The organism is Micromonospora sp. S-DT3-3-22 (assembly GCF_015354745.1).
Lineage (GTDB): Bacteria > Actinomycetota > Actinomycetes > Mycobacteriales > Micromonosporaceae > Micromonospora > Micromonospora wenchangensis.
Genome location: NZ_JACGMO010000103.1, coordinates 1 through 22,104 on the forward strand (window position 1 = coordinate 1; position 22,104 = coordinate 22,104).

The window sequence follows — 22,104 nt, forward strand, 5'->3', positions numbered from 1 at the left end:
CGGGCGCAGGGGTGTCCCGGCCGGCGGTACGGCCTGCCGGTCGGCGGGCGGGCCGGGCTGGGCCGCGCGGGGTCCGGGCTGCGGCTCGGGGTCCAGGTCGGGCACGGGAGGCTCCTCGACTACGGATGTCGCCGGCCGTGACCGGGGCCCGGCGGACCGGACCACCGGCGGACCGGTCGGGCGGCGGACCCGACGGCCGCAACGCCGAACGGGTCGGGCAGACCGAGCGGATCGCCGGACCGGTCGCCACCGGCGACGAATTACACCAACGCTGTCGGTCGACTCCGCGGATGGCGGAATTCGACGCGGCTGGACATTACCGATGACGAATGCCGTCCGCGATCCCATTTCCCAGCGGAGATCGGCTTTCCGAATAAGTGTCGGATATCTGTCCGTCGACGGTTCCCGGTGCCATTTCTGTCGTGGCCCCGGCGGGCCGGTCGGGGAGACGATCCAGGTCCGGCCACCCGTGCCCGCGGGCGGCACCGACCGGGAGGTCGACGATGGACACGGACGTGCTGGTGGTCGGGGGCGGGATCATCGGTCTGACGGCGGCGGTACGGCTGCGGGAGCGCGGCGCGCGGGTGACCCTGCTGACCGCCGACCCGCCCGGCGACACCGTGTCGGCGGTCGCCGCCGCCGTCTGGTACCCCAGCCACACCGACGCCGACCCCCGGGTGCTGCGCTGGGCCACCGGGACGTACGCGGAACTGGGCCGGCAGGCCGACGCCGGGGTGCCCGGGGTGGTGGCCCGGCCGACCCGGATGCTGCTGCGCCGCCCGTGGACCGGCCCGCCGTGGTGGGCGGCGGCGGTCGGTGACCTGGTCGCCCACCCCGGCTCCGGGCCGTACGCGACCCAGTTGCGGTTCACCGCCCCGACGGTGGAGATGTCGCCGTACCTGGACTGGCTGGCCGACCGGTTCACGACGGCCGGCGGGCGGATCGTGGCCGGCCGGCTGACCCGGCTCGACGACGGCTTCGCGCTGGCCCCGACGGTGGTCAACGCCACCGGACTGGCCGCCGGCCGGCTCGCCGACGACCCGGCGGTGCACCCGGTACGCGGGCGGCTGGTGCTGGTGGCGAACCCGGGCCTGACCATCTCGGTGCGCGACGAGGAGAACCCGGCCGGCATCACCTACGTGCACCCGCGCCGGCACGACGTGGTGCTCGGCGGCACCGCCGAACCGGACCGGTGGGACACCGGACCCGACCGGGCCACCTCGGCGGCGATCCGGGCCCGGTGCGTGGCGCTGGTGCCGGAGTTGGCCGACGCCCCCGTGCTCGGGGTGCGGGTCGGGTTGCGGCCGGCACGGCACGGCGGGCCCCGGGTCGCGGTGCAGGCCGGGCCGGCCCCGGGGCAGCGGCTGGTGCACACGTACGGCCACGGGGGCGCCGGGGTGACCCTGTCCTGGGGCTGCGCCGACGAGGTGGCCGGGCTGGCGCTGGACGGCTGACCGGACGGACGGACGCGCCCCGGCCCCGACCCACCGGGACCGTGGGCGGGGCCGGGTGCCGGGGCGGAGGGGCGGGCACCCTCCCGGAGCGTCATCGGCGTTCGTAGAAGGTGATGCTCACGCCGCCCGGGGCGGAACCCGGGTCGGAACTCAGCCAGGTGTTCGCGTTGAGGAAGGCGTACGGGCCGGCGGCGCGGGCCTCGAACGTCGGCACCAGCCGGCCGAACGCCCCGCAGTTGCGGACCAGGATCAGCTCCCGGTCGGTGGTGGACAGGACGTACCGGGCGTCCAACGTGGTGGTCGACCCGATGAGCTGGTAGTCCGCGCCACCGGGCAGGACCGAGCCGGCCACCCGGCCGGTGGTGGTGCCGCCGGTGATGGGGATGATGTTGCGGGTGCCGCGCTTGCTGGCCCCGATCGAGACGCTGGCCCCGAGCGTGACCGCCTCGGTGAACACCGCCGCGCCCCGGGTGCCGCTGCCGGTCAGGCAGTCCCACGACTGGTTGGCCGTCCCGGCCGGGTCCCGCAGTTGCACGCGCGGGTCGGCCGGGGACACCCCGGAGACGTCGTACACGGCCAGGTTCAGGGTGTTCGTCGTGGTGTCGACGGTCCGGGTGCCGACGTAGGTCCCGGTGTTCAACCAGGCGTACGGGCTGGAGTTCGGGGCCTCGAAGTCGGGCACGATCCGCACGGTGGAGTCGCCGGCCGGTGCGACCCCGCAGGTGCGCAGGTAGATCGGGGTGCCGTCGCCGGTGCGCAGGATGGCGACCTGTTCCAGCTCGGTCGCGCCGGTGCCGAGGGTGAGTTCCAGGTCGAGGCCGCCGGTGAGGATGCTGCCGTTGATCCGGTCCCCGGTGACCGTGCCGCCCCGGATGTCGAGGATGCGACGGTGGCCGTACTGGGTGACGCCGACGTCGCGGATCGCGCCGAGTTGGGCTGCGGCCCGGAACACCAGCCGGCCACGCGTGGGCGGCACGAGGCCGGTGGACCGGCCGCAGGTCCAGGACGGATCGGGCACGATGGTCGCCTCCGCGCCGCTCGGGGTGGTGCTCGGGGTGGGTGGTGGGGTGCTCGGTGGTGGGGTGGTCGGCGGTGGTGTGGTCGGGGTGGGCGGCGGCGTGGTGGGGGGCGGGGTGCCCGGGGTGGGCGTGGTGGGCGTCGTGCTGCCGGTGCAGGGGGTGCCGTTGAGCGCGAAGTCGGTCGGCGCCGGGTTGCTGACGTTGTTCCACGAGCCGTTGAACCCGAACGACGTGCTCCCCCCGGTGCCGAGCGCGGCGTTCCAGGTGGTGTTGCCGACGGTGACCCGGCCGCCGTTCTGACTGACGGTGCCGTTCCAGTACTGGGTGACCTGCTGCCCGGCGGTGAACGACCAGGTGAGCTGCCAGCCGTTGATCGGGTCACCGAGGTTGGTGACGGCGACGTTGGCCCCGAAGCCGCCGTTCCACTGGCTGGAGACCGTGTAGGTCACCCGGCAGCCGGTGGCGGCGGAGGCCGCGGTGGCGACCCCGACGACGCCGACCAGGGTGGCGGCGGCGAGCGCTCCCGCGAGCAGGGGCCGCCGGTGTACGAGCCTCATCTGGTCCTCCCGGAGCGGCCTTGCACGCACGGTTATGTTTCATCGAGTGTCCCGATCGGACAAACTTCTGTCAATCGATACCTGTCGATCAGCTTTGCGCGGTGGACTTCGCCGGGCAGGAGGCGGTGCGGCGGGTCCCGGTGCGGGCGGGGCGGGTTGAAGTCCGGCCGGTCGGACGTAGATCGAGCGGCGGGCCACCGCGTCGCCCCTGGCGTCGATCTGGTAGCCGTCGAGCCAGGCCCAACCGTCGTACGTGATCCACTCGGTGCGGACCCGGATCAGGCGGAACAGGATCGGCTTGACGAACTGCGGGCTCGCTTTCCGCGTCACCTGGACCAGCGCCCCGGCCCGTAGCTCGATCATCGCGGCCCGTCCTGGCTCGGCCAGTGCCGCCGGTTGATCGGGTGCGGTGCCGGTAGCGACAGGGCAGTTCGTTGCCGCACCGGCAGACGAACCGCCACCGCCGCCACGACCACGCCGGCCGGTGCCGCCGCGCCAACGTCATCGCCGTGGCAAGCAGATGCTCGTGGTAGGACACTCGCCGTGACATACCGACACGGTCCCCGGTGGAGGTTCAGTCAGCTGGCAATAGCCGATCGGAAAGTCAGCGAATCACTACGCTCGGCGACATGAGTCGTGACCCGGTGCTGCTGATGGGTCCCTGCGAGATCGCCCAGCGGATGGGTGTCTCGCGGCAGCGGTTCCAGCAGCTCACCCGGCATCCCACCTTCCCGAGGCCCTACCAGGAGCTACGCGGCATGAAGGTGAGGCTGGCCGAGGACGTCGAAGAGTGGATCACCAATCACCGGCCCCCGCGCCCCACCGAGGACGACACCCCGGAGTAAGCGACCACCCCGAACACGCCGGCAGCCACGAACCAGTCCGGAGTTCTGCGCACCACGAGCGCGTCGGCGTAGCGGGGCGAGGACGTCACGACGACACGCGCTGACCGTGGCGGCCGAGGCTGTAGCGCGAATCATGAATGTGGTGGCACCGACAGGCAGGCCATGTTCGTGGAAATCTGTTGCGCCCAGGACGACAACAACTCTCCCCGAAGGAGGGCGGATTGGATCAGCACCAAGGCCGACGCTCGGCGGTGACGGGAGCCCCTTACCCGCGCGCCCGGTGGCGGATCTTGATGTCGGCGAGGTCGGTCGACACCGACGTGAGATCACGGTGGCCCGCGCCGAGTTCCGCGACGGCGGCTGCGGCCGACGCTTCCGCCCTGCCGATCACCACCGCCTCATCGTCCTCCCCGGTGGCCGGGACGAGGCAGCGGAAGGTGAACCCGAGCAGGGACCGCTCGTACGTGACGGTGCCTTCCTCGGTGAACTTAGCCTGGTAGACGTCATGCTCGTCCGCCCTGGCGAGCAGCGCGGCCCGCTGCTCGTCACCGAGCGGCGCGAACCTGCCGCGCACGATGACCTGATAGGTCGTACCGGCCACTGTGGGGAACCTCCGGCTCTGACGGGACACGACGGCAACGACGGGCGAGCTGGTTCGACCGCCAGTTGTGCAGCCACGGAGCGGTACACCACCGGCCGACCAGCACGGCACCTGCCGGCGACCCTACCCATAGGGTCACCGGAGCACCCGGGCTTTTCCCAGGGTCAGGCGGCGGGCAACTCCCTGACGGAGCCGGCCACCTCGATCGCGGTTTCCGCGTCGAACCGGTCGAGGTCCACCAGCACGTCGACCGCGAGGCCCGGCCGGACGAGCCAGAACGCCTCACCCCCGCCGGCCAGCCCGACATCCCCGCCACGGGCGAACTCCGCCAGCGGCCACTCGGCGGAATCCCGCTCGTGGTAACCGGCCAGGAACTCGCGCAGGCGCACCAGCGTGGTCAGAGGTTCGCCGCGCAGGACGTGCACCCGCAGGTCCACCCGGTAGCCGTCGTCGACGGCCCGTTCCCAGACCCGGGTGGCGAAGCTGACGTCCTCCCACTCGGAGGCGAAGTCCGACACCAGTTCCCCGGCATCCTCCGGCACCCGCCCGACGTGGAACCCGTCCAGGTCGCCGCCGTCGCGCCCATTCACCACCGTCACTGCGCCACCTCGATCGTCACGTCCATCCTGTCCCTCCGGTCGACCGGCGGCACCGGCACGGGCCGGGACCGATGTGTGATGGGCCGCCACCACGCATCCGCCCGGAATGCCGGGTCACCGGGTTCCCGCTCAGTTGCCCAGCGCGCGCACCTTGGCGATCGTTTCCTCGACCTGCTGCCGGGCCGGCTGACCAGCCTGGACGGCCTGGTCGAGCGCCTGCCGGTAGTTGTCGATCATGCCGATCAGAGGGCCGGCGGCGACGCCCTGCAACGCCCCGGCGACCAGGGCCCGCGCCTCGGCGGCGTCCTGGACGGCCGACGCCGTCTTGGCCCGCGCCTCGTCCAGCTTCTGCGCGGCCACGGCCAGCTTCGCGATCATCTCCGCCGCACTCACCCGCACTCCCCCGCCCCTGTCGCCCTCCCACGGTCACCGCGAGCCTACGAGGCGACCACCGGACGCAGCCACCCCGCGTCCGCCTCATGTGGGCCGATGTAGCGGCATCGGACCGGGCTGGATTCCGCAACATCGGCCCAATTGAGTCGATCATGCGAACGGATCGATCACGCGGACAGGTCGGTCACGCGTCAGCGGACGAGGCGGAACACCAGCAGGGTGACGCAGTACGCGAGCGGCACCGCCACGGCGCAGATGAAGAAGCCGAGCGGGGCGTACCGGGGCGGGTCGGTGGTGGCCAGGGCCGGCCGCCCCCACCGGCCGAGGACCAGCCAACCGGCCACGAAGGAGATCAGCGGCAGCCCGGCGCAGGTCAGCGCGCCCAGCGTGACGCCGTCGACCACGCCGACGCCGTTGGCGACCACCAGCACCAGCATGAACAGCGCCCCGACGGCGGCACAGCCGACGTAGACGGCGACCGCGCGGGCGGTCGGCGACCAGGTGGGCAGCAGAGCGGGCCGCTGGGCCAGCGCCTCGGCCTGCTGGCCCAGTCGGTCGGCCTCGTCGACCAGCCGTCCGGCCTCCGCCAGCACCAGCGCCGGATCGCCGTCCACCCCGGACCCGCCGGGACCCGTGACCGAGCCGGGGGCGGGCCCCGGGGCCGTACCGGAGCCGACGCCGGGACCCGTGCCGGCCCCGGGGACCGGCCCCGGCCCGGGGGCCGGGTCGGGCACGGCGGGCAGGCCGGCGGTTGCGGCGAGCTGGGCGAGGCGCTGTTCCTGGGCGGCCAGCCGCTGACCGAGCTGGGTCACCCCGGCGTGCAGGGTACGGCGGCGTTCCGCCTCGGCGACGGCACCGCGCTCCCCCTCCCTGATCCGGGCGGAGAGCTGCCGGACGGCCGCCGCGTACTCGTCGTAGCCGGCCACTCAGTGCTCCTCGTCGGGGTGGTACCCGGGGCGGACGAACGGCACGATCAGCGCGGTGCGCGGGGCGTGCCGGTCGACCAGCAGGGCCCGGTTGGGGCGGGGGGTCCACACCAGGTCGGTCACCCCGAGGTGCAGCCCGAGGTCGTCGGCGGGCACGTTCAGCGCCACCAGGCAGGCCACGTCGTCGCGGTTCTGGCTGCCGCCGAGGTCGTCGGCGAGCCGGCGCAGGCCCCGCCACCAGCCGAGCAGGTGCACCCCGCGCCCCGGCCCCGCCCGCAGCAGCGCCCGCAGGTCGTCGTGGCCGGTCCGGTAGGTGTCGGGGTCGGCGGCGGCGAGCACCGCGTGGGCCGCGTCCACCCCGAAGACCACCAGGTACGTCCGGCCGCGCTCCCCGCCGCCTGCGGCCAGCCCGGCGATGCGGGTGCGCAGCCCGGCCGCGTCGACCTGGGTAACCGGGTGCCCGGCGGCCTTCAGCCCGGCGGCCGTGTCGTCGGCCAGTTCGTCGGCGGCGGCCACCAGCGTGGCCAGCACGAACTCGGCCTCCCCGGGCCGGTGCTGGCCGGCCAGGCTCAGCGCGGCGGCCCGTAGCACGTGCGCGCCGGTGGTCGAGGTGCCCACCACGGCCAGGTGCCGGCCGGGGGAGGCGTCCAGGTCGAACCGGGCGGTGCTGCCGGCCACGTCGACCGTCCGGCCCACCAGCACCGCCGGCCGGCGGGTGGCGGCAGGGGTCGGCTCGTCCTCCAGGTGGGCGGTGGCGTAGCCCCGGAAGACCTCGGGTGGGCCGGTGTCGTCGGGGCGCGCGTCCCACAGCTCGTAGCGCAGCCGGGCGAGCTGGCGGGTGTCGGCGTGCGCGTCGGGGAACCGCAGCAGGATGTCCGCGCCGGTCGCCCCGGCGGCGGTGTTGACCAGCGCCGTGCCGATCCGGGTGGGGCCGGCGACGGTCGCCCGGGGGCCGAGCACCGCCTCACCGCCGGGTAGCGCCACCCGCAGCGCGAACTGCCCGAACAGGGACTCGGCCCGGCCGTACAGGGCTTCCACGCCGCTGGTGCTCTGACTGGCCAACACCAGGTGTACGCCGTACGAGCGGCCCTTGCGGGCCAGCTCCTCCAGCAGGTCGACAGCTTCCCGGGCCAGCCGGTCGTTGCCGGCGAACAGCACGTGGAACTCGTCGATCACGGCGACCGTGCGGGGCACCGGTTCGGTGTCCGGCAGGTCGGCGAGCTTGGTCACCCCGTGCCGCTTGAACAGCCCGGCCCGCCGGCCCAGCTCCCGGCGCAGTTCGCGGAGCACGGCCAGGCCGTACTCCCGGTCGGACTCGACGCCGACGGCCCGCGCGTGCGGCAGGAACGACGGGTCACGGTCGGTGGGGACGAACTCGGTGAAGCTCACCCCCTCCTTGAAGTCGAGCAGCCACAGGTGCAGCTCGGCCGGGGAGTAGCGGGCCGCCAGGCCGTAGAGCACGTCGAGCAGGAAGACCGTCTTGCCCGCGCCGGTGCGGCCACCGACCAGCCAGTGCGGCGTCGCGTCGTCGAAGGCCAGACTGACCGGGGTACGCCCGGAGCGGCCGACCACCGTCGTCAGGCCGCCCCGCGCGGAGCCGGTCCAGCGCCGCTCGGGCAGCAGGTCGGCCAGGTGCAGGGCGGTGTCCCGGCGCACCTGCGCGCCCAGCCGGTCGGCCAGCGCCTGGACGGCGACGGCGGGCGGGTCACCGTCGAGCAGCACCGGCACGGGCAGGCCGGTGCCGTCGGCGCTGAACGGGTAGCCGGGCGGGTCGCCGACGCGGGCGTACCGTTCGTCGAGACGTACCTCGGTGGTGCCGCCCAGCGTGGGTGGGGCCTGGCCGGGCGTGGTCACCGCGCGCCCGGCGAACAGCACGCACACCCCGGCGGTCGGCCCGGCGTGGGTGAGCGCGGCGAGCCGGGCCAGCTCGCGCGGGCCGGGCGCGGACGCGGCCACCACCAGCAACAGTTCGGCCTCCCCCGCGCGGGCGTGCGCCTCGGCGGCGTCCAGCAGCGCGCCGATCTCGGCCTCGGTGGTGGCGACGCTACCGAGTACCCCGGCGTCGCGCAGCGGACGCAGCGGGATGAAGGTGGCCCCCCAGGCGGCCGGGTCGATGCCGACCACCCGCACGCTGCCCGGGGCGGCCGTGGTGAGCAGCCGCAGCACCAGCACCCGCAGCAGCACCGCCACCCGGGGATCACGGGCGTCCCCGTCGACCGCCAGGTGCCGGCCGGCACCCAGCGGCAGCAGCAGCGGGAACCGACCGTCCGCCGTGGACGCCTCACCGATGCGCACCGCCGCCGGGCCGTCGCCGGGGGACGCCGCACGGTGGCCCCGGGCCGGACCGCCCGGCGACACGACGACGTGTCCCGGCGGCGGGCCACCGGGTGCCCCGGCGACGGGGCCGGGTGCCGGTCCGGTGGGTGCAGGTCCGCCGGGGGCCGTCGCGCCGGCCCGGTCGGTGCTGCCGGGCGGCGGGGCGGCCAGCGCGTCGGCCAGCCGGGCCAGCCGGGCGACCAGGTCGGCGGTGCGCTCCGGGACGGGCTGCCCGGCCAGCCGGTCCAGCAGGGCACGGGCTGCCGTCCACCGCTGCCGGGCCTGCCGGTGCGCGGCGACCGCCTGCCCGTACGCCGATGCGAGCCTGCCCACCCACTGCTCCCCACCCACGTGCGGACGAATCGAGGGAACCCTAGCGCCCCGGCGGGTCCGGACGCACGACCCGCCCACGGGTCAGACGGGTCGGCAGCCCGGGTCCGGTCCGCTGTCGGCCGCACCACAGTGGAACACCTCGACCGGCTCGGCGGCCACGTCCGGCACCCGCGCCACCCGCAGCAACGCCAGCCGCTTGGCGACCGGCTCGCCCGAGTCGGGGGCGTACCGGATCACCCCGGCGACCCCCGGGTAGCCGACGGCGGCGTTCTGCCGCAGCACCTCGGCGTGCACGCCGACCGGGTTGACCGAGCGGGGCTCCCAGCGCCGGCCGGTGTCGGCGTGCCGCAGCCGGGCGGCGAGGCTCTCCAGTGCCCGCACCATCATCATCGCCGCGTCGTAGGCGAGGCTGACCCGCTCGCCGACGGGTGCGCCGACACCGTCGCGGCAGCGCGGCGGGTCGAGCAGGTCGTCGGCGCCGACCCAGGTCAGAAAGCTGCCCCGGGCGTCGTCCCGGGCGGCCTGCGCGGCCCGCAGCGCGGCGCAGGTCGCCAGCGCCGCCTTCGACACGTACGTCACCGGCAGGTTGCCCGGGGCACTGGCCCGCAGCCCCGGGTTGGCCATGTAGCGGTTGACCGAGTCGTCGGCGACGAGGTGCCGGGGCGGATCGTTGCCGCACTCCTTCAACGCCCGCAGGAACCCGTCGAACTCCGACCAGCGCCCGGCGAACAGCAGCACCCCCCGGTAGCCGCACTCGGCGGTCAACCGTCGCCCGGTACGCCACTCGTCGAGCCGGGTGAGCCGGCTGCCGAACCGCTGGCGCAGCCCGTCGACCAGGGTGCCGACGTAGAGGTCCTCGGTGAGCGAGCTGTCCTCGCCGGTGGTGTAGTAGGCGTGCGCCTCGGTCACCCGCAGCACCTGCCGGGCGTACGTCTCGATCATCGCGGCCTGCGCCGCGTTGGGCGCGGAGATCTGGAGGTAGAGGCTGGAGTTCTGGTCCATCCGGTCGGCCGACAGGGTGGGGGCGAGCACCGGCAGGCCGACCCGGTTGAGTTCCCGCACCGCTGCGGCGGTGCTGGTGCGGCTCTCCACCAGCCCGACCACCCCGAGCACGGTCGGGTCGTCGTGGGCCAGCAGTTCCAGCATGGCCACCGCCGGCCCGGCGTGGCGCATCTGCCGGCCCCCGTTGGCGACCACCACGTGCAGCAGGGCCGCGCCGTCAGCCGCCGCGGACTCCTTGAGCAGGGCGTACTGGGCGGTGGCCAGGCCCTCCAGTTCCTCGCGTTCGGAGACGTAGGACTCCTCGTCGGCGCGCGTCCGGTTGCCGGTGAGGGTGCCCAGGTAGACCAGGGTGAGGTAGGGCCGACGCCGGTCGCTGCGCCGCCACACCTCCTCGGCGGCCCGGTTCTGCGCGAAGATCCGCCGCTGCACCGACCGCAGCCGGTCCTGGCCGGGTTCGGCGTTGAACACCTGGGCGGCGGTGTCGCTGTAGCCGACGCACTCCCCGGCGATCACCCGCACCCGCACCTGGCCGGTCGGCGTCGGATGGCAGTCCAGCGTCCACCGGCTGTCCGCCCACACGCCGACGCCGGCCAGCAGGACCACGGCCACCGCCGCCGGCAGGAACCGCCGTGCCCACCACGGCGGGTCGGGGGCGACCAGCGCGGGCGGGACGACGCCCGGTGGCGGGGTGGCGTCCTCGTCGTCCGGGCGCAGCGCCACCAGCCAGGCGGCCGCCCGCCGCAGCCGCCGGGTCTCGGGCAGCGCCTCGGCCCACTCGTCGTAGGCGTCGTCCGCCTCGCGCAGCGGGCGGGTGCCGGGCAGTTCCGGCGGCGGCGCGGTGGCCAGCGCCACCACCAGCAGCGGATCGTTGCGGCCGGTCTCGTTGCGTACGTCGGTGAGCAGCCGGACCAGGGTGTGCCCGACGCCGTCGACGTCCACCCCGTCGAGCAGCAGCACCGGGTACGCGGTACGCCGCCAGTCCCCGGGCCGCCACACCCGTCGCCGGTACGCCTGCCGCAGGTCCTCCAGGAACGCGTGCAGCAGCAGCTTGTCCACCTGGGCGGGTTGTTCGCCGTCGCGCCAGCCGGCGGTGAGCCGTTCGGCGAACCCGAGGAAGGTCACCGACTGGCGGGGGGCCAGGTACTGCTGCCGCATGAACCACCGGTAGTGGCCGCCGACGACCGGCACCCGGCCGGAGACGGCGATCCGGAACACCGCGCTGGGCACCGCCCGGCGCAGCAGCCAGAGCAGCACCTGGAGCGCCGTGCCGACCCCCGACTCCCCGCTGACCTGCGGCTCCTCGACGGGACGCCGGCCCCGCCAGTCGCGCAGCCGGCGGACCAGGGTGGCCCGGCCGCTGTCGGCGGCGTCGACGCCCACGTCGAGGGTCTGCTGCATCAGCCAGTCGGCGAGCGGGTAGTGCCGGAACCGCAGCCGGGCCGCCCCGAACGCCTCCAGCGACAACTGCCGGTGCAGTTCGCGCAGCACCGCCGGGACGTCGGCGAGGTCGGGGCGGGCGGCCAGGTCGAGAACGGCGTGCGGGACCCGGCGACCCGCGCCCCGCCCGACGAAGCGGCGCAGCAGGGCCCCCGGGTCGCCGCCGGTGGCGGCCCGGACCAGCCAGAGCACCGGCAGCCGGCGGTCGCCCCGACGCGGCCGGCGCAGCAGCCGGGTGAGCAGGGCGAGCAGTTCGGTGCCGCCGACCGGGGGGCCGTCCACGGTGGGTGGCCGGGGCGGCGGCGGGGTCACCGGTTCGCGCATACGGGCACCTCCGCCGCCGACAGGGTCCAGAGAGGGCTCCCATTGTCGACGACGGAGGCAACCGAGGGTGTCCGGTGGGATGCGACCGGTCACCCGGCCGGCCCGGTCAGCGCAGCGCGGCGGTCAGCGTCGGCAGGTAGCCGTACCGGTAGCCGTCGGCGTTCGGGTGGTACGCCTCGATGACGCCGCTGACGTCGCGGATCCACGGGGTGGCGGCGCAGACGCCGTGCCCGGTGAAGAACGGGCGGGCGTCGGCGAAGGTGGCACCGGCCGCGCCGGCCCGGGCGGCGGTGACCGTGGCGAGCACGTCGGCGGCCTCGTTGAGGATGGTCCGCTTGTAGCTGCTCATCGCGAGCACGCCGCAGGAGCCGGTCTCGAAGAGCCGGGGGTAGCCGAGCACCACCAGCCGGGCGTTCGGGGCCCGGTCGCGGATCGCGGCGTAGGTGGCGTCGAGCCGGCCGGGCAGCGTGGAGGTGGCGAAGCTCTTGGCCTTGTCGACGGCGGCGGTGCAGGTCGCCGTGCTGCCGAACCGGCAGCTGGTGATGACGTCGGCGAAGCCGGCGTCGTTGCCGCCGATGGTGATGGTGACCAGGGTGGTGGTGGCGCTCAGTGAGCCGACCTGCTTGGCGATCACGTCGGCGGTGACCGCGCCGCCGCAGGCGGGGAAGGCGAAGCTGGTCACCGCGTTGGCGGCGGCCCAGAGCGGGGCGTACGACTTCTGGCTGCGCAGGCAGGTGGACAGGTCGTACGGCCCGGCGCCGACACCGGAGGAGTACGAGTCGCCCAGCGCGACGTAGTGGACGGTGGCGGCCTGGGCGGCGGTCGGGACGAGCAGGGCACCGGTGACGGTGGCGAGGACGGCGGCCAGGGCGGTGACGGCCCTGGCCAGAACGCGGCGGGGTAGGGCGCGGTGGGGCATGACGGATCCTCCAGGGGCAGCAACGGGGGAAGCCTCTGGACCGCGCGCGTGGCCAGGGGGGTGAGGCGTTGTTACTAGTCGGTAATGCTAGCGAAACATCGACAGGATGAGAACAGCCGATCCCCGCCATCCGGGGCGCACGTTTCCACCGCCGTCGATTAGGTTGTCGGTGCGAACACCCCGATGGAGGGAGTCCACCCCGTGCGACGTGTTTTCACGGCGGCCATCGCCGCCCTGACCGTCACCACCGCCGGCACCCTGGTGACCGGCGTCCCCGGCCAGGCCGACGCCCGACCGGGCAAGAGCCGGTCGGTCGCGGTCTCGGCCGCCCCGAAACCCGGCAGCCCCGGCCTCGGCGACCCCTACTTCCCCGACTACGGCAACGGCGGCTACGACGTCGACCACTACGACGTCCGGCTGCGTTACGAGCCGGCCACCGACCGGCTCAGCGGCACCACCACCATCCTGGCCACCGCCACCCAGGACCTCTCCCGGTTCAACCTCGACTTCCTGCTCGACGTGGAGTCGGTGCGGGTCAACGGGTGGACCGCCCGGTTCGCCCGGGAGGGCGCCCACGAGCTGGCGGTGACCGCGCCGCGCGGCCTCACCACCGGTCAGGCGATGACCGTCGTGGTCACCTACTCCGGCGTGCCGTCGGAGACCCTGGTGGACGGCTACTCCGGGTGGACCCGCACCAGCGACGGCGCGCTCGCCGTCAACGAACCCGAGTCGGCCTGGTGGTGGTTCCCCTCCAACGACCACCCGCTGGACAAGGCCACCTGGGACGTCTCGGTGTCGGTGCCCGCCGGCGTCGAGGTGATCAGCAACGGCGTGCAGCCCCGGCCCCCGCTGGCCGAGGCCGGCAACCGGATGCGGTGGGGCTGGCGCAGCACCAAGCCGGGCGCCACCTACCTGGCGTTCCTGGCGATCGGCCAGTACGACATCGTCACCGACACCGCCCCGAACGGGCAGCCGGTGATCAACGCCTACAGCACCACGCTGGGCGACCGGGGGCCGGCCGCCCGGGCCAGCATCGAACGCACCGCCGAGGTCGTCGACTGGGAGAGCGGCATCTTCGGGCCGTACCCGTTCGAGGCGCAGGGGGGCGTGGCCGCTCCGCTCGACAGCCTCAGCTTCGCCCTGGAGACGCAGACCCGCCCGGTGTACGGGCCCGGCTTCTGGCGGCGCGGCAGCAACCCGTACGTGGTGGTGCACGAGAACGCCCACCAGTGGTTCGGCGACTCGGTCTCGGTGGCGGACTGGAGCAACATCTGGCTGAACGAGGGCTTCGCCTCGTACGCCGAGTGGCTCTGGTCGGAGGCGCAGGGTGAGGGCACCGCGCAGGAGCTGTTCGACTTCACCTACGCCAACTACCCCGCCGCCGACGGCTTCTGGCAGGTGCTGCCGGGCAACCCGGGTGCCGGCGCGGTCTTCGACGACGCGGTCTACGACCGGGGCGCGATGGCGCTGCACCAGCTCCGGCTGGCCGTCGGCGACGACGCGTTCTTCCGCATCCTGCCCGCCTGGACCGCCGCCCACCGGTACGGCAACGGCACCATCGCCCAGTTCCAGGCCCTCGCCGAGCAGATCTCCGGCCTCGACCTGGACCCGGTTTTCACCACCTGGCTGTTCACCCCCGGCCGGCCCGCCCCGGCCGCCGCCACCCGCACCACGACCGCACCGGCGCAGCCGAAGTCGTGGACCCAGATCCGGGCGGCGCACCAGCTGCTGGCGCGCTGACCGACCCCGGTTCGGGCTGCCCGCCCCCGGCACCGGCGCGGGCAGCCCGAACCGGCCCAGAACCGTGACCCCCGGGCCGGTCTCGGCTCGGTCCGGCGGAACGGTGGTTCCGGAGAGCGCTATGCCTGACGGTCATAGATATGACGGACAGGCATAGCGCTTTCCGTGGGACACGTGCCCGCGCAGGGGTGGCCCCAACGCCCCGCGGCACCACAGCGGAGCCCGGACAGGTCGTGCTCCAGAAACGGCTGCGAGCCGGGGGCGCCGGCCCCAAGGTCGAGTCGGCTGACGGCCACCGATCGACCTACCTGACACCGTCGACCAGCAGGCGGGCGAAGATCAGCGGACGGTCGGCGGGCAGGGGTCAGCGGGCGGCGAGGGGTTGCCGGGCCGGGTCGACCGGGGCCGGCAGGTCACCCGCCCCACCCAGGTAGGAGTGGATCGCCGCGGCGGCGGCCCGCCCCTCGGCGATCGCCCAGACGATCAGCGACGCCCCCCGGTGCATGTCCCCGGCGACGAAGACCCCGTCGGCGTCGGTCTGCCAGTCGGGGCGGGCGTCGACCGCGCCCCGGGCGTTGCGGGTCACCCCGAACTGGGCCAGCAGCGGCTGCTCCTCGGTGCCCTCGAAGCCGATGGCGAGCAGCACCAGGTCGGCCGGCAACTCCCGCTCGGAGCCGGGCAGCGCGGTGACGATCCGACGGCCGTCCCGCCGCTCCACCGTCACCTCGGCGATCCGGACGCCCCTGACCTGGCCGGTGCCGTCGTCCACGAACTCCTGCACGGCGACCGCGAAGACCCGCTCGCCGCCCTCCTCGTGCGCCGGGTAGTTGCGCAGCACCCACGGCCAGGTCGGCCACGGGTCCCGCTCGGCGTCGCGGCCGTGCGGCGGCTCCGGGTAGAGGTCGAGCTGGTGGACGCCGGCCGCGCCCTGCCGGTGGGCCACGCCCAGGCAGTCGGCGGCGGTGTCGCCACCACCGATGATCACCACGTGCTTGCCGGCCGCGTCGATCGGCGTGCCGTCGGGCAACACCGCCAGCGCGGGCCGGCCGTCCCCGGCCGCCGCCACCACCCGGTTCGCCGCGACCAGGTGGGTCATCGCCTGGTGGACGCCGCGCAGCGGCCGGCCCGGCGTCTCCGGGGTGTCCCGCCCCTGGAGCGCGCCGCACGCCAGCAGCACCGCGTCGTGCCGGGCCCGCAGCTCCTCGGCGGTCACGTCGACGCCGACGTTCACCCCGGTGCGGAACTGCACGCCCTCGGCGGCGAGCTGGGCCAGCCGCCGGTCGATGTGTTGCTTCTCCAGCTTGAAGTCGGGGATGCCGTACCGGAGCAGGCCGCCGATCGCGTCGTCCCGCTCGTACACGGTGACGGCGTGACCGGCGCGGGCGAGCTGCTGGGCGGCGGCGAGCCCGGCGGGCCCGGAGCCGACCACGGCGACGGACCGGCCGGTCGACGCCGGCACCGGGCGGGGGGTCAGCCCGCCCCGGGCCACCGCCGCATCGGCGATCTCCACCTCGACCTGCTTGATGGTGACCGGCTGCTGCCCGCCCAGGCCCAGCACGCAGGCCGCCTCGCAGGGGGCCGGGCAGAGCCGGCCGGTGAACTCGGGGAAGTTGTTGGTGGCGTGCAGCGACTCCACCGCGGCGTCCCAACTGCCGGTGCGGACCAGGTCGTTCCAGTCCGGGATGCGGTTGCCCAGCGGGCAACCGTCGTGGCAGAACGGGATGCCGCAGTCCATGCACCGGGTGGCCTGCTCCCGGATCAGCTCGGCACCGGCGGGCGGGTACACCTCCCGCCAGTCGGTGATCCGCACCGCCACCGGGCGGCGGGCCGGCAGCCGCCGTTCGTAGCGCAGGAAACCGTTCGGGTCAGGCACGAGCCACCTCCTGGGCGACCACCCGCGGGACGGGCGGCACCGACGCGGTCAGCGCAGACATGACCGCGTCGTCGACGTCGCGGCCGGCGGCTTCGGCGGCCTTCATGATCTCCATCACCCGGCGGTAGTCCCTCGGGACCACGGCCGTGAACTCCCCGACCGCCTCCGGCCAGCGCTTGAGCAGCTCCGCGCCGACCGCCGAGTCGGTTTCGGCGACGTGCCGCTGCACCAGATCGTGCAGCAGCTCCCGCTCGGTGTCGCGCAGCGGGGACAGGTCGACCAGCTCCGCGTTGACCCGGCCGGTGTCGAGCCGGTGCACGTACGCCGTACCGCCGGACATGCCGGCGGCGAAGTTGCGGCCGGTCTCGCCGAGCACCACCACCGTGCCGCCGGTCATGTACTCGCAGCCGTGGTCGCCGACGCCCTCGACGACGGCCACCGCGCCGGAGTTGCGGACCGCGAAGCGCTCCCCCACCCGGCCGCGCAGGAACAGCTCGCCGCCGGTGGCCCCGTACAGGATGGTGTTGCCGGCGATGATCTGGTCCTCGGCGCGTTGCCCGGCGGTGGCCTCGGGGTCGACGAACGGCGCGGCGGCGTCCGGGCGGACCACGATCCGGCCGCCGGAGAGCCCCTTGCCGACGTAGTCGTTGGCGTCGCCGTGCAGCCGCAGGGTCACCCCGCGCGGCAGGAACGCGCCGAAGGACTGCCCGGCGGTGCCGCGCAGCACGAACTCGACGGTGTCGTCGGGCAGGCCCGCGCCGCCGTGGCGGCGGGTCACCTCGCCACCGAGCATCGCGCCGACGCTGCGGTGCTCGTTGCGCACCGCCACCTCCACCCGGACCGGGCTGCCGTCGCGCAGCGCCGGCTGGGCCAGCGCGATCAGCTCGTTGTCCAGGGCCTGCTCCAGGCCGTGGTCCTGGGCGCGGACGCCCCGCCGGGCCGTCCCCTCCGGCAGCTGCGGGGTGTGCAGCACGCGGGTCAGGTCGAGGCCGTGGCCCTTCCAGTGGTCGATCGCCGGTACGACGTCGAGCACCTCGGTCTGCCCGATCGCCTCTTCGATGCTGCGGAAGCCCAGCTCGGCCAGGTAGCCGCGGACCTCCTCGGCGAGGAAGAGGAAGAAATTCTCCACGAACTCCGGCCGGCCGGTGAAGCGTTCCCGCAGCACCGGGTTCTGGGTGGCGATGCCGACCGGGCAGGTGTCCAGGTGGCAGACCCGCATCATCACGCAGCCCTCGACGATCAGCGGGGCGGTGGCGAAGCCGAACTCCTCCGCGCCGAGCAGCATGGCCACCACCACGTCCCGGCCGGTCTTGAGCTGCCCGTCGACCTGCACGGTGACCCGGTCGCGCAGCTTGTTGAGCAGCAGCGTCTGCTGCGCCTCGGCCAGGCCCAGCTCCCAGGGGGTGCCGGCGTGCTTGAGCGAGTTGAGCGGGGACGCGCCGGTGCCGCCGTCGTGCCCGGAGATCAGGATGACGTCGGCCTTGAGCTTGGCGACCCCGGCCGCGACGGTGCCCACGCCGACCTCGCTGACCAGCTTGACGTGCACCCGGGCGGCCGGGTTGACGCACTTGAGGTCGTGCACGAGCTGGGCGAGGTCCTCGATGGAGTAGATGTCGTGGTGCGGCGGCGGGGAGATCAGGCCGACGCCGGGGGTGGCGTGCCGGGTCCGGGCGATCCACGGCCACACCTTGTTGCCGGGCAGCTGCCCACCCTCGCCGGGCTTCGCGCCCTGCGCCATCTTGATCTGGAGGTCGTCGGCGTTGACCAGGTATTCGCTGGTCACCCCGAAGCGTCCGCTGGCGATCTGCTTGACCGCCGAGCGGCGGGCCGGGTCGTGCAGCCGGTCGACGTCCTCGCCGCCCTCACCGGTGTTGGACTTGCCGCCGAGCCGGTTCATCGCGATGGCGAGGGTCTCGTGCGCCTCGGCCGAGATCGACCCGTACGACATGGCGCCGGTGGCGAACCGCTTGACGATCTCGGTGGCCGGCTCGACCTCCTCGATCGGCACCGCCGGGCGCAGCCCGGTCCGCAGGGTGAACAGCCCGCGCAGCGAACCGGCCCGCGCGGCCAGCTCGTCGACCTTGGCGGTGTACTGGCGGAACACGTCGTACTGGCGGCTGCGGGTGGCGTGCTGGAGCAGGAAGACCGTCTCCGGGTTGAACAGGTGCAGCTCACCCTCGCGCCGCCACTGGTACTCGCCACCCACCTCCAGCCGGGCGGAGCCGACGGTGCCGGGGGCCGGCCACGCCTGCCCGTGCCGGGCGGCGACCTCGGCGTGGATCTCGGCCAGCCCGATCCCGCCGATGGTGCTGGGGGTGCCCCGGAAGTAGCGGTCGACCAGCCGGGTGTCCAGGCCGACGGCCTCGAAGACCTGCGCGCCGCAGTACGACGACACCGTCGAGATGCCCATCTTGGACATGATCTTGAGGACGCCCTTGCCGAGCGCCTTGACGTAGTTGCGGACCGCCTTGCCCGGCTCCACCCCGACCAGCGCCCCGGTGGCGATCATGTCCTCCACCGACTCGAAGGCCAGGTAGGGGTTGACCGCCGCCGCGCCGTACCCGATGAGCACCGCCGCGTGGTGCACCTCGCGGCAGTCGCCGGACTCCACGATCAGCGCGACCTGGGTCCGGGTCTGCTCCCGCACCAGGTGCTGGTGCACCGCCGCGGTCAGCAGCAGCGACGGGATCGGCGCCAGGTCGGCGTTGGAGTCCCGGTCGGACAGCACCAGGATGCGCACGCCGTCCTCGATCGCCTCGGACACGTGCCGGCAGATCTCGGTCAGCCGGGCCTTGATGCCGGCCCCACCGTCGCGGATGCGGTAGAGCCCGGACACCCGGACCGCCTTGAAGCCAGGCAGGTCACCGTCCTCGTCGACGTCGAGCAGCTTCGCCAGCTCGTCGTTGTCGATCACCGGGTAGGGCAGCACGATCTGCCGGCAGCTCGCCGCGCCCGGGTCCAGCAGGTTGCCCTCCGGGCCGATGGTCGACGCCAGGCTGGTCACCAACTCCTCCCGGATCGCGTCCAGCGGCGGGTTGGTGACCTGGGCGAACAGCTGGTGGAAGTAGTCGTAGAGCAGCCGGGGCCGGGTCGACAGCGGCGCGATCGGGGTGTCGGTGCCCATCGAGCCCAGCGGCTCCGCCCCGGTCCGGGCCATCGGGGCGAGCAGGATCTTCAGCTCCTCCTCGGTGTAGCCGAAGGTCTGCTGCCGGCGGCGCACCGAGTCGTGGGTGTAGACCACGTGCTCCCGGGCGGGCAGGTCACCGAGGTCGATCAGGCCGGCGTGCAGCCACTCGTCGTACGGCTGGGCGGCGGCCAGCTCGGTCTTGATCTCGTCGTCCGAGACGATCCGGCCGTTGACCGTGTCGACCAGGAACATCCGGCCCGGCTGGAGGCGACCCTTGGCGACCACCGTGGCCGGGTCGAGGTCGAGCACCCCCGCCTCGCTGCCCAGCACCACCAGCCCGTCGGCGGTCCGCCACCAGCGGCCCGGCCGCAGGCCGTTACGGTCCAGCACCGCCCCGACGATCTCACCGTCGGTGAAGGCGACCGACGCCGGACCGTCCCACGGCTCCATCAGACTGGCGTGGAACCGGTAGAAGGCGCGCTTGTCCGGGCGCATCGCCGGGTCGTTCTCCCACGCCTCCGGGATCATCATCAGCACCGCGTGCGGCAGGCTCCGGCCGGCCAGGTGCAGCAGCTCCAGCACCTCGTCGAAGTTGGCCGAGTCGGAGGCGGCCGGGGTGCAGACCGGGAACACCCGGCGGATGTTGCCGGGCAGCTGCGGGCTGCGCAGCAGCGCCTCGCGGGCCTGCATCCAGTTCCGGTTGCCGCGGATCGTGTTGATCTCGCCGTTGTGCGCGATGAACCGGTACGGGTGGGCCAGCGGCCAGGACGGGAAGGTGTTGGTGGAGAACCGGGAGTGCACCAGCGCGATCGCGCTGTCGACCCGCTCGTCGGTCAGCTCCGGGAAGTACTCCGGCAGCTGGTCGGGGGTGAGCATGCCCTTCCAGGTCATCGTCCGCGCCGACAACGACGGGAAGTAGGCGGTCACCCCCCGCTCGGCGGTCTCCCGCTCGGCCTGCTTGCGGACGCAGAACGCCACCCGGTCCAGGTCGATGCCGGCCAGCGGGGAGCCCGCCGGGCCGGCCGGGGTGTCGGTGAGCCGGTGCGCGGCCAGGAAGAGCTGCCGGATGCGGGGCATCGCCGCCAGCGCGGTCTCGCCCAGGCCGCTCGGGTCGGTCGGCACCTCGCGCCAGCCCAGCACCTCGGCCCCCTCGACGAGGGCGTACTTCTCCACCACCTGACGGGCGCGGGCCTCGCCACCGTCGTCGTCGGGCAGGAAGACCAGGCCGGTGGCGTACTGGCCGGCCGGGGGCAGCGGGAAGTCCACCACCGCGCGCAGGAACGCGTCCGGCACCTGGATCATGATGCCCGCGCCGTCGCCGGTGTTCTGCTCGGCGCCCCGGGCGCCACGATGGTCGAGCCGGCAGAGCGCGCCGAGGCCGTTCGCCACCACCGCGTGGGAGCGCCGCCCGTAGAGGTCGGCCACGAAGGCCACCCCGCACGCGTCGTGCTCGTGCGCCGGGTCGTACAGACCGGTCGCGGAAGGGACCGGCTGCGGGCTGTGCGGGTACGGAAGGGCCACCGGGTCTCCTGTCGTCACTCAGGTTGTTTCATGGTCGGGACGACGTCGGCCCTGGGCGGTCTGTTGAGTCTACGTTAGGGCGACCCGGGCAGGGCCAGTGCAGATTGATCACACCTTCCAGACTCTGGGACGTGTAGTCTCGCGCGGTGGATCCTGCACACCGCGACCTGTTCGACCGGTTGGAACGTTTCTACGACGCGGTGCCCCGGGACGCCGCCCGCGCCGAGGAACACGGCGCTCTGGTGCTGTTCGCCCGGGACGGGGCCGGTTGGCCGTTCTACGCCCGCCCCCGCCTCGACGCCGACGCGCCACCGTCGCTGGCCGATGTGCACCAGGTGCGCGAACGGCAACGTGAGCTGGGTCTGCCGGAGGCGTTCGAGTGGGTGCACGAGACCACCCCGGAACTGCTCGCCACCGCCCGGGCCGCCGGGCTGAGCGTGCTGGAGGCCCCGCTGATGGTGCTCGACCCGCAGGCCGGCCCGCCCGACCCGGCGACGCTCACCGACGTACCGGTGCGGGTGCTGGACCCGGACGCGGCCGGCTTCGCGCTCGACGTGGCGGCCCGGCGCGCGGTCGCCGCGGTCGGGTTCTCGGCCGCCGGCACCGTGCCCGGCGACGCCGGCCCGGCCGAACGGGACGCCGCGATGACCGAGCTGGACGTGGCCGCGCTGGACGAGGAACGGGCCGCGATCGCCGCCGGCCGCCGGCTGTCGGCGGTCGCCTGGACGCCGGACGACGGCGTGCTGGCCAGCGGAATGGCGATGCGGGTCGACGACGTCGCCGAGATCGCCGGGGTGGCCACCCTGCCGGCCGCCCGCCGCCGGGGGCTCGCCGCCGCGGTGACCGCCACCCTGGCCCGCACCCTGCGCGCCGCCGGCACCGACCTGGTCTTCCTCTCCGCCGGCAGCGAGGACGTCGCCCGGATCTACCTACGCGTCGGCTTCCGCCGCATCGGCACCGCCTGCATAGCCGAACCCACCGCCCTCATCTGACCGCCCTCTGCCCCCGCCCCGCCCCGGCGCTGCCCCCGCGACCCGGTGCTGCCCCGACCCACGTCGGCCCTGACCCGCGTTGGCCCCGGTGATCAAGAGGTTTGCGTCACCCCACGCGCTCGCCGT

The 22,104-nt window shown here is 74.3% G+C and carries 15 protein-coding genes; 4 read left to right on the forward strand and 11 right to left on the reverse strand.

Annotation, left to right across the window (positions count from 1 at the left end; translation table 11 throughout):
• Positions 1–503 precede the first annotated feature (503 nt).
• A complete protein-coding gene (locus tag H1A17_RS25115) occupies positions 504–1,454 on the forward strand; it encodes an FAD-dependent oxidoreductase (RefSeq protein WP_194823042.1) in 951 nt (316 codons plus the stop codon).
• Positions 1,455–1,545: 91 nt separating this feature from the next.
• Here H1A17_RS25115 and H1A17_RS25120 read toward each other — a convergent pair whose 3' ends face one another.
• Complete coding sequence (locus H1A17_RS25120; RefSeq protein ID WP_145920930.1) at positions 1,546–3,030, reverse strand: DUF3237 family protein; 1,485 nt, start codon at positions 3,028–3,030, stop codon at positions 1,546–1,548.
• Positions 3,031–3,069: 39 nt separating this feature from the next.
• On the reverse strand, positions 3,070–3,393 hold the full coding sequence (locus tag H1A17_RS25125) for a hypothetical protein (RefSeq protein WP_194823043.1): 324 nt from the start codon (positions 3,391–3,393) through the stop codon (positions 3,070–3,072).
• A 266-nt stretch (positions 3,394–3,659) separates the two neighbouring features.
• Here H1A17_RS25125 and H1A17_RS25130 point away from each other — a divergent pair, with 266 nt between their 5' ends.
• The gene (locus H1A17_RS25130; RefSeq protein ID WP_228544192.1) at positions 3,660–3,875 is read left to right on the forward strand and encodes an AlpA family transcriptional regulator; all 216 of its coding nucleotides are present in this window, start codon (positions 3,660–3,662) and stop codon (positions 3,873–3,875) included.
• A gap of 265 nt (positions 3,876–4,140) precedes the next feature.
• Here the strand turns inward: H1A17_RS25130 and H1A17_RS25135 are convergent, their stop codons facing one another.
• From H1A17_RS25135 to H1A17_RS25165, 7 genes are all read right to left on the reverse strand, one after another.
• The gene (locus tag H1A17_RS25135) at positions 4,141–4,476 is read right to left on the reverse strand and encodes a DUF6204 family protein (RefSeq protein WP_145920932.1); all 336 of its coding nucleotides are present in this window, start codon (positions 4,474–4,476) and stop codon (positions 4,141–4,143) included.
• Between the two features lie 164 nt (positions 4,477–4,640).
• The gene (locus H1A17_RS25140; RefSeq protein ID WP_145920933.1) at positions 4,641–5,075 is read right to left on the reverse strand and encodes a hypothetical protein; all 435 of its coding nucleotides are present in this window, start codon (positions 5,073–5,075) and stop codon (positions 4,641–4,643) included.
• A 129-nt stretch (positions 5,076–5,204) separates the two neighbouring features.
• Positions 5,205–5,468: a DUF6244 family protein gene (locus H1A17_RS25145; protein ID WP_145920934.1), complete on the reverse strand. Its 264-nt coding sequence runs from the start codon at positions 5,466–5,468 to the stop codon at positions 5,205–5,207.
• Positions 5,469–5,659: 191 nt separating this feature from the next.
• A complete protein-coding gene (locus H1A17_RS25150; RefSeq protein WP_194823044.1) occupies positions 5,660–6,394 on the reverse strand; it encodes a hypothetical protein in 735 nt (244 codons plus the stop codon).
• Entirely contained in the window at positions 6,395–9,043 is a 2,649-nt protein-coding gene (locus H1A17_RS25155; RefSeq protein ID WP_309236854.1) for an FtsK/SpoIIIE domain-containing protein, read from the reverse strand.
• Between the two features lie 81 nt (positions 9,044–9,124).
• Positions 9,125–11,806, reverse strand: a complete 2,682-nt coding sequence (locus tag H1A17_RS25160; protein WP_194823045.1) for a hypothetical protein — start codon at positions 11,804–11,806, stop codon at positions 9,125–9,127.
• 106 nt (positions 11,807–11,912) lie between these two features.
• Positions 11,913–12,725: an SGNH/GDSL hydrolase family protein gene (locus H1A17_RS25165; RefSeq protein ID WP_145920937.1), complete on the reverse strand. Its 813-nt coding sequence runs from the start codon at positions 12,723–12,725 to the stop codon at positions 11,913–11,915.
• 201 nt (positions 12,726–12,926) lie between these two features.
• Between H1A17_RS25165 and H1A17_RS25170 the strand changes: the two genes are divergently transcribed.
• Complete coding sequence (locus tag H1A17_RS25170) at positions 12,927–14,465, forward strand: M1 family metallopeptidase (protein ID WP_145920938.1); 1,539 nt, start codon at positions 12,927–12,929, stop codon at positions 14,463–14,465.
• 364 nt (positions 14,466–14,829) lie between these two features.
• Here H1A17_RS25170 and H1A17_RS25175 read toward each other — a convergent pair whose 3' ends face one another.
• Complete coding sequence (locus tag H1A17_RS25175) at positions 14,830–16,338, reverse strand: glutamate synthase subunit beta (protein WP_145920939.1); 1,509 nt, start codon at positions 16,336–16,338, stop codon at positions 14,830–14,832.
• Positions 16,331–20,986, reverse strand: a complete 4,656-nt coding sequence (gltB, locus tag H1A17_RS25180; RefSeq protein WP_194823047.1) for a glutamate synthase large subunit — start codon at positions 20,984–20,986, stop codon at positions 16,331–16,333. The genes H1A17_RS25175 and gltB overlap by 8 nt, the downstream gene beginning before the upstream one ends.
• A gap of 146 nt (positions 20,987–21,132) precedes the next feature.
• On the opposite strand from gltB, the gene H1A17_RS25185 reads away from it, so the two are divergent.
• Entirely contained in the window at positions 21,133–21,978 is an 846-nt protein-coding gene (locus H1A17_RS25185; protein WP_145920941.1) for a GNAT family N-acetyltransferase, read from the forward strand.
• Positions 21,979–22,104: the final 126 nt, after the last annotated feature.

What these genes read in the sequence shown, in the direction of transcription:
- H1A17_RS25115 (WP_194823042.1), top strand. Translation starts at nt 504, where the DNA reads ATGGACACGGACGTGCTGGTGGTCGGGGGCGGGATCATCGGTCTGACG.
- H1A17_RS25160 (WP_194823045.1), bottom strand. Translation starts at nt 11,806, where the DNA reads ATGCGCGAACCGGTGACCCCGCCGCCGCCCCGGCCACCCACCGTGGAC.
- H1A17_RS25130 (WP_228544192.1), top strand. Translation starts at nt 3,660, where the DNA reads ATGAGTCGTGACCCGGTGCTGCTGATGGGTCCCTGCGAGATCGCCCAG.
- H1A17_RS25165 (WP_145920937.1), bottom strand. Translation starts at nt 12,725, where the DNA reads ATGCCCCACCGCGCCCTACCCCGCCGCGTTCTGGCCAGGGCCGTCACC.
- H1A17_RS25120 (WP_145920930.1), bottom strand. Translation starts at nt 3,030, where the DNA reads ATGAGGCTCGTACACCGGCGGCCCCTGCTCGCGGGAGCGCTCGCCGCC.
- H1A17_RS25125 (WP_194823043.1), bottom strand. Translation starts at nt 3,393, where the DNA reads ATGATCGAGCTACGGGCCGGGGCGCTGGTCCAGGTGACGCGGAAAGCG.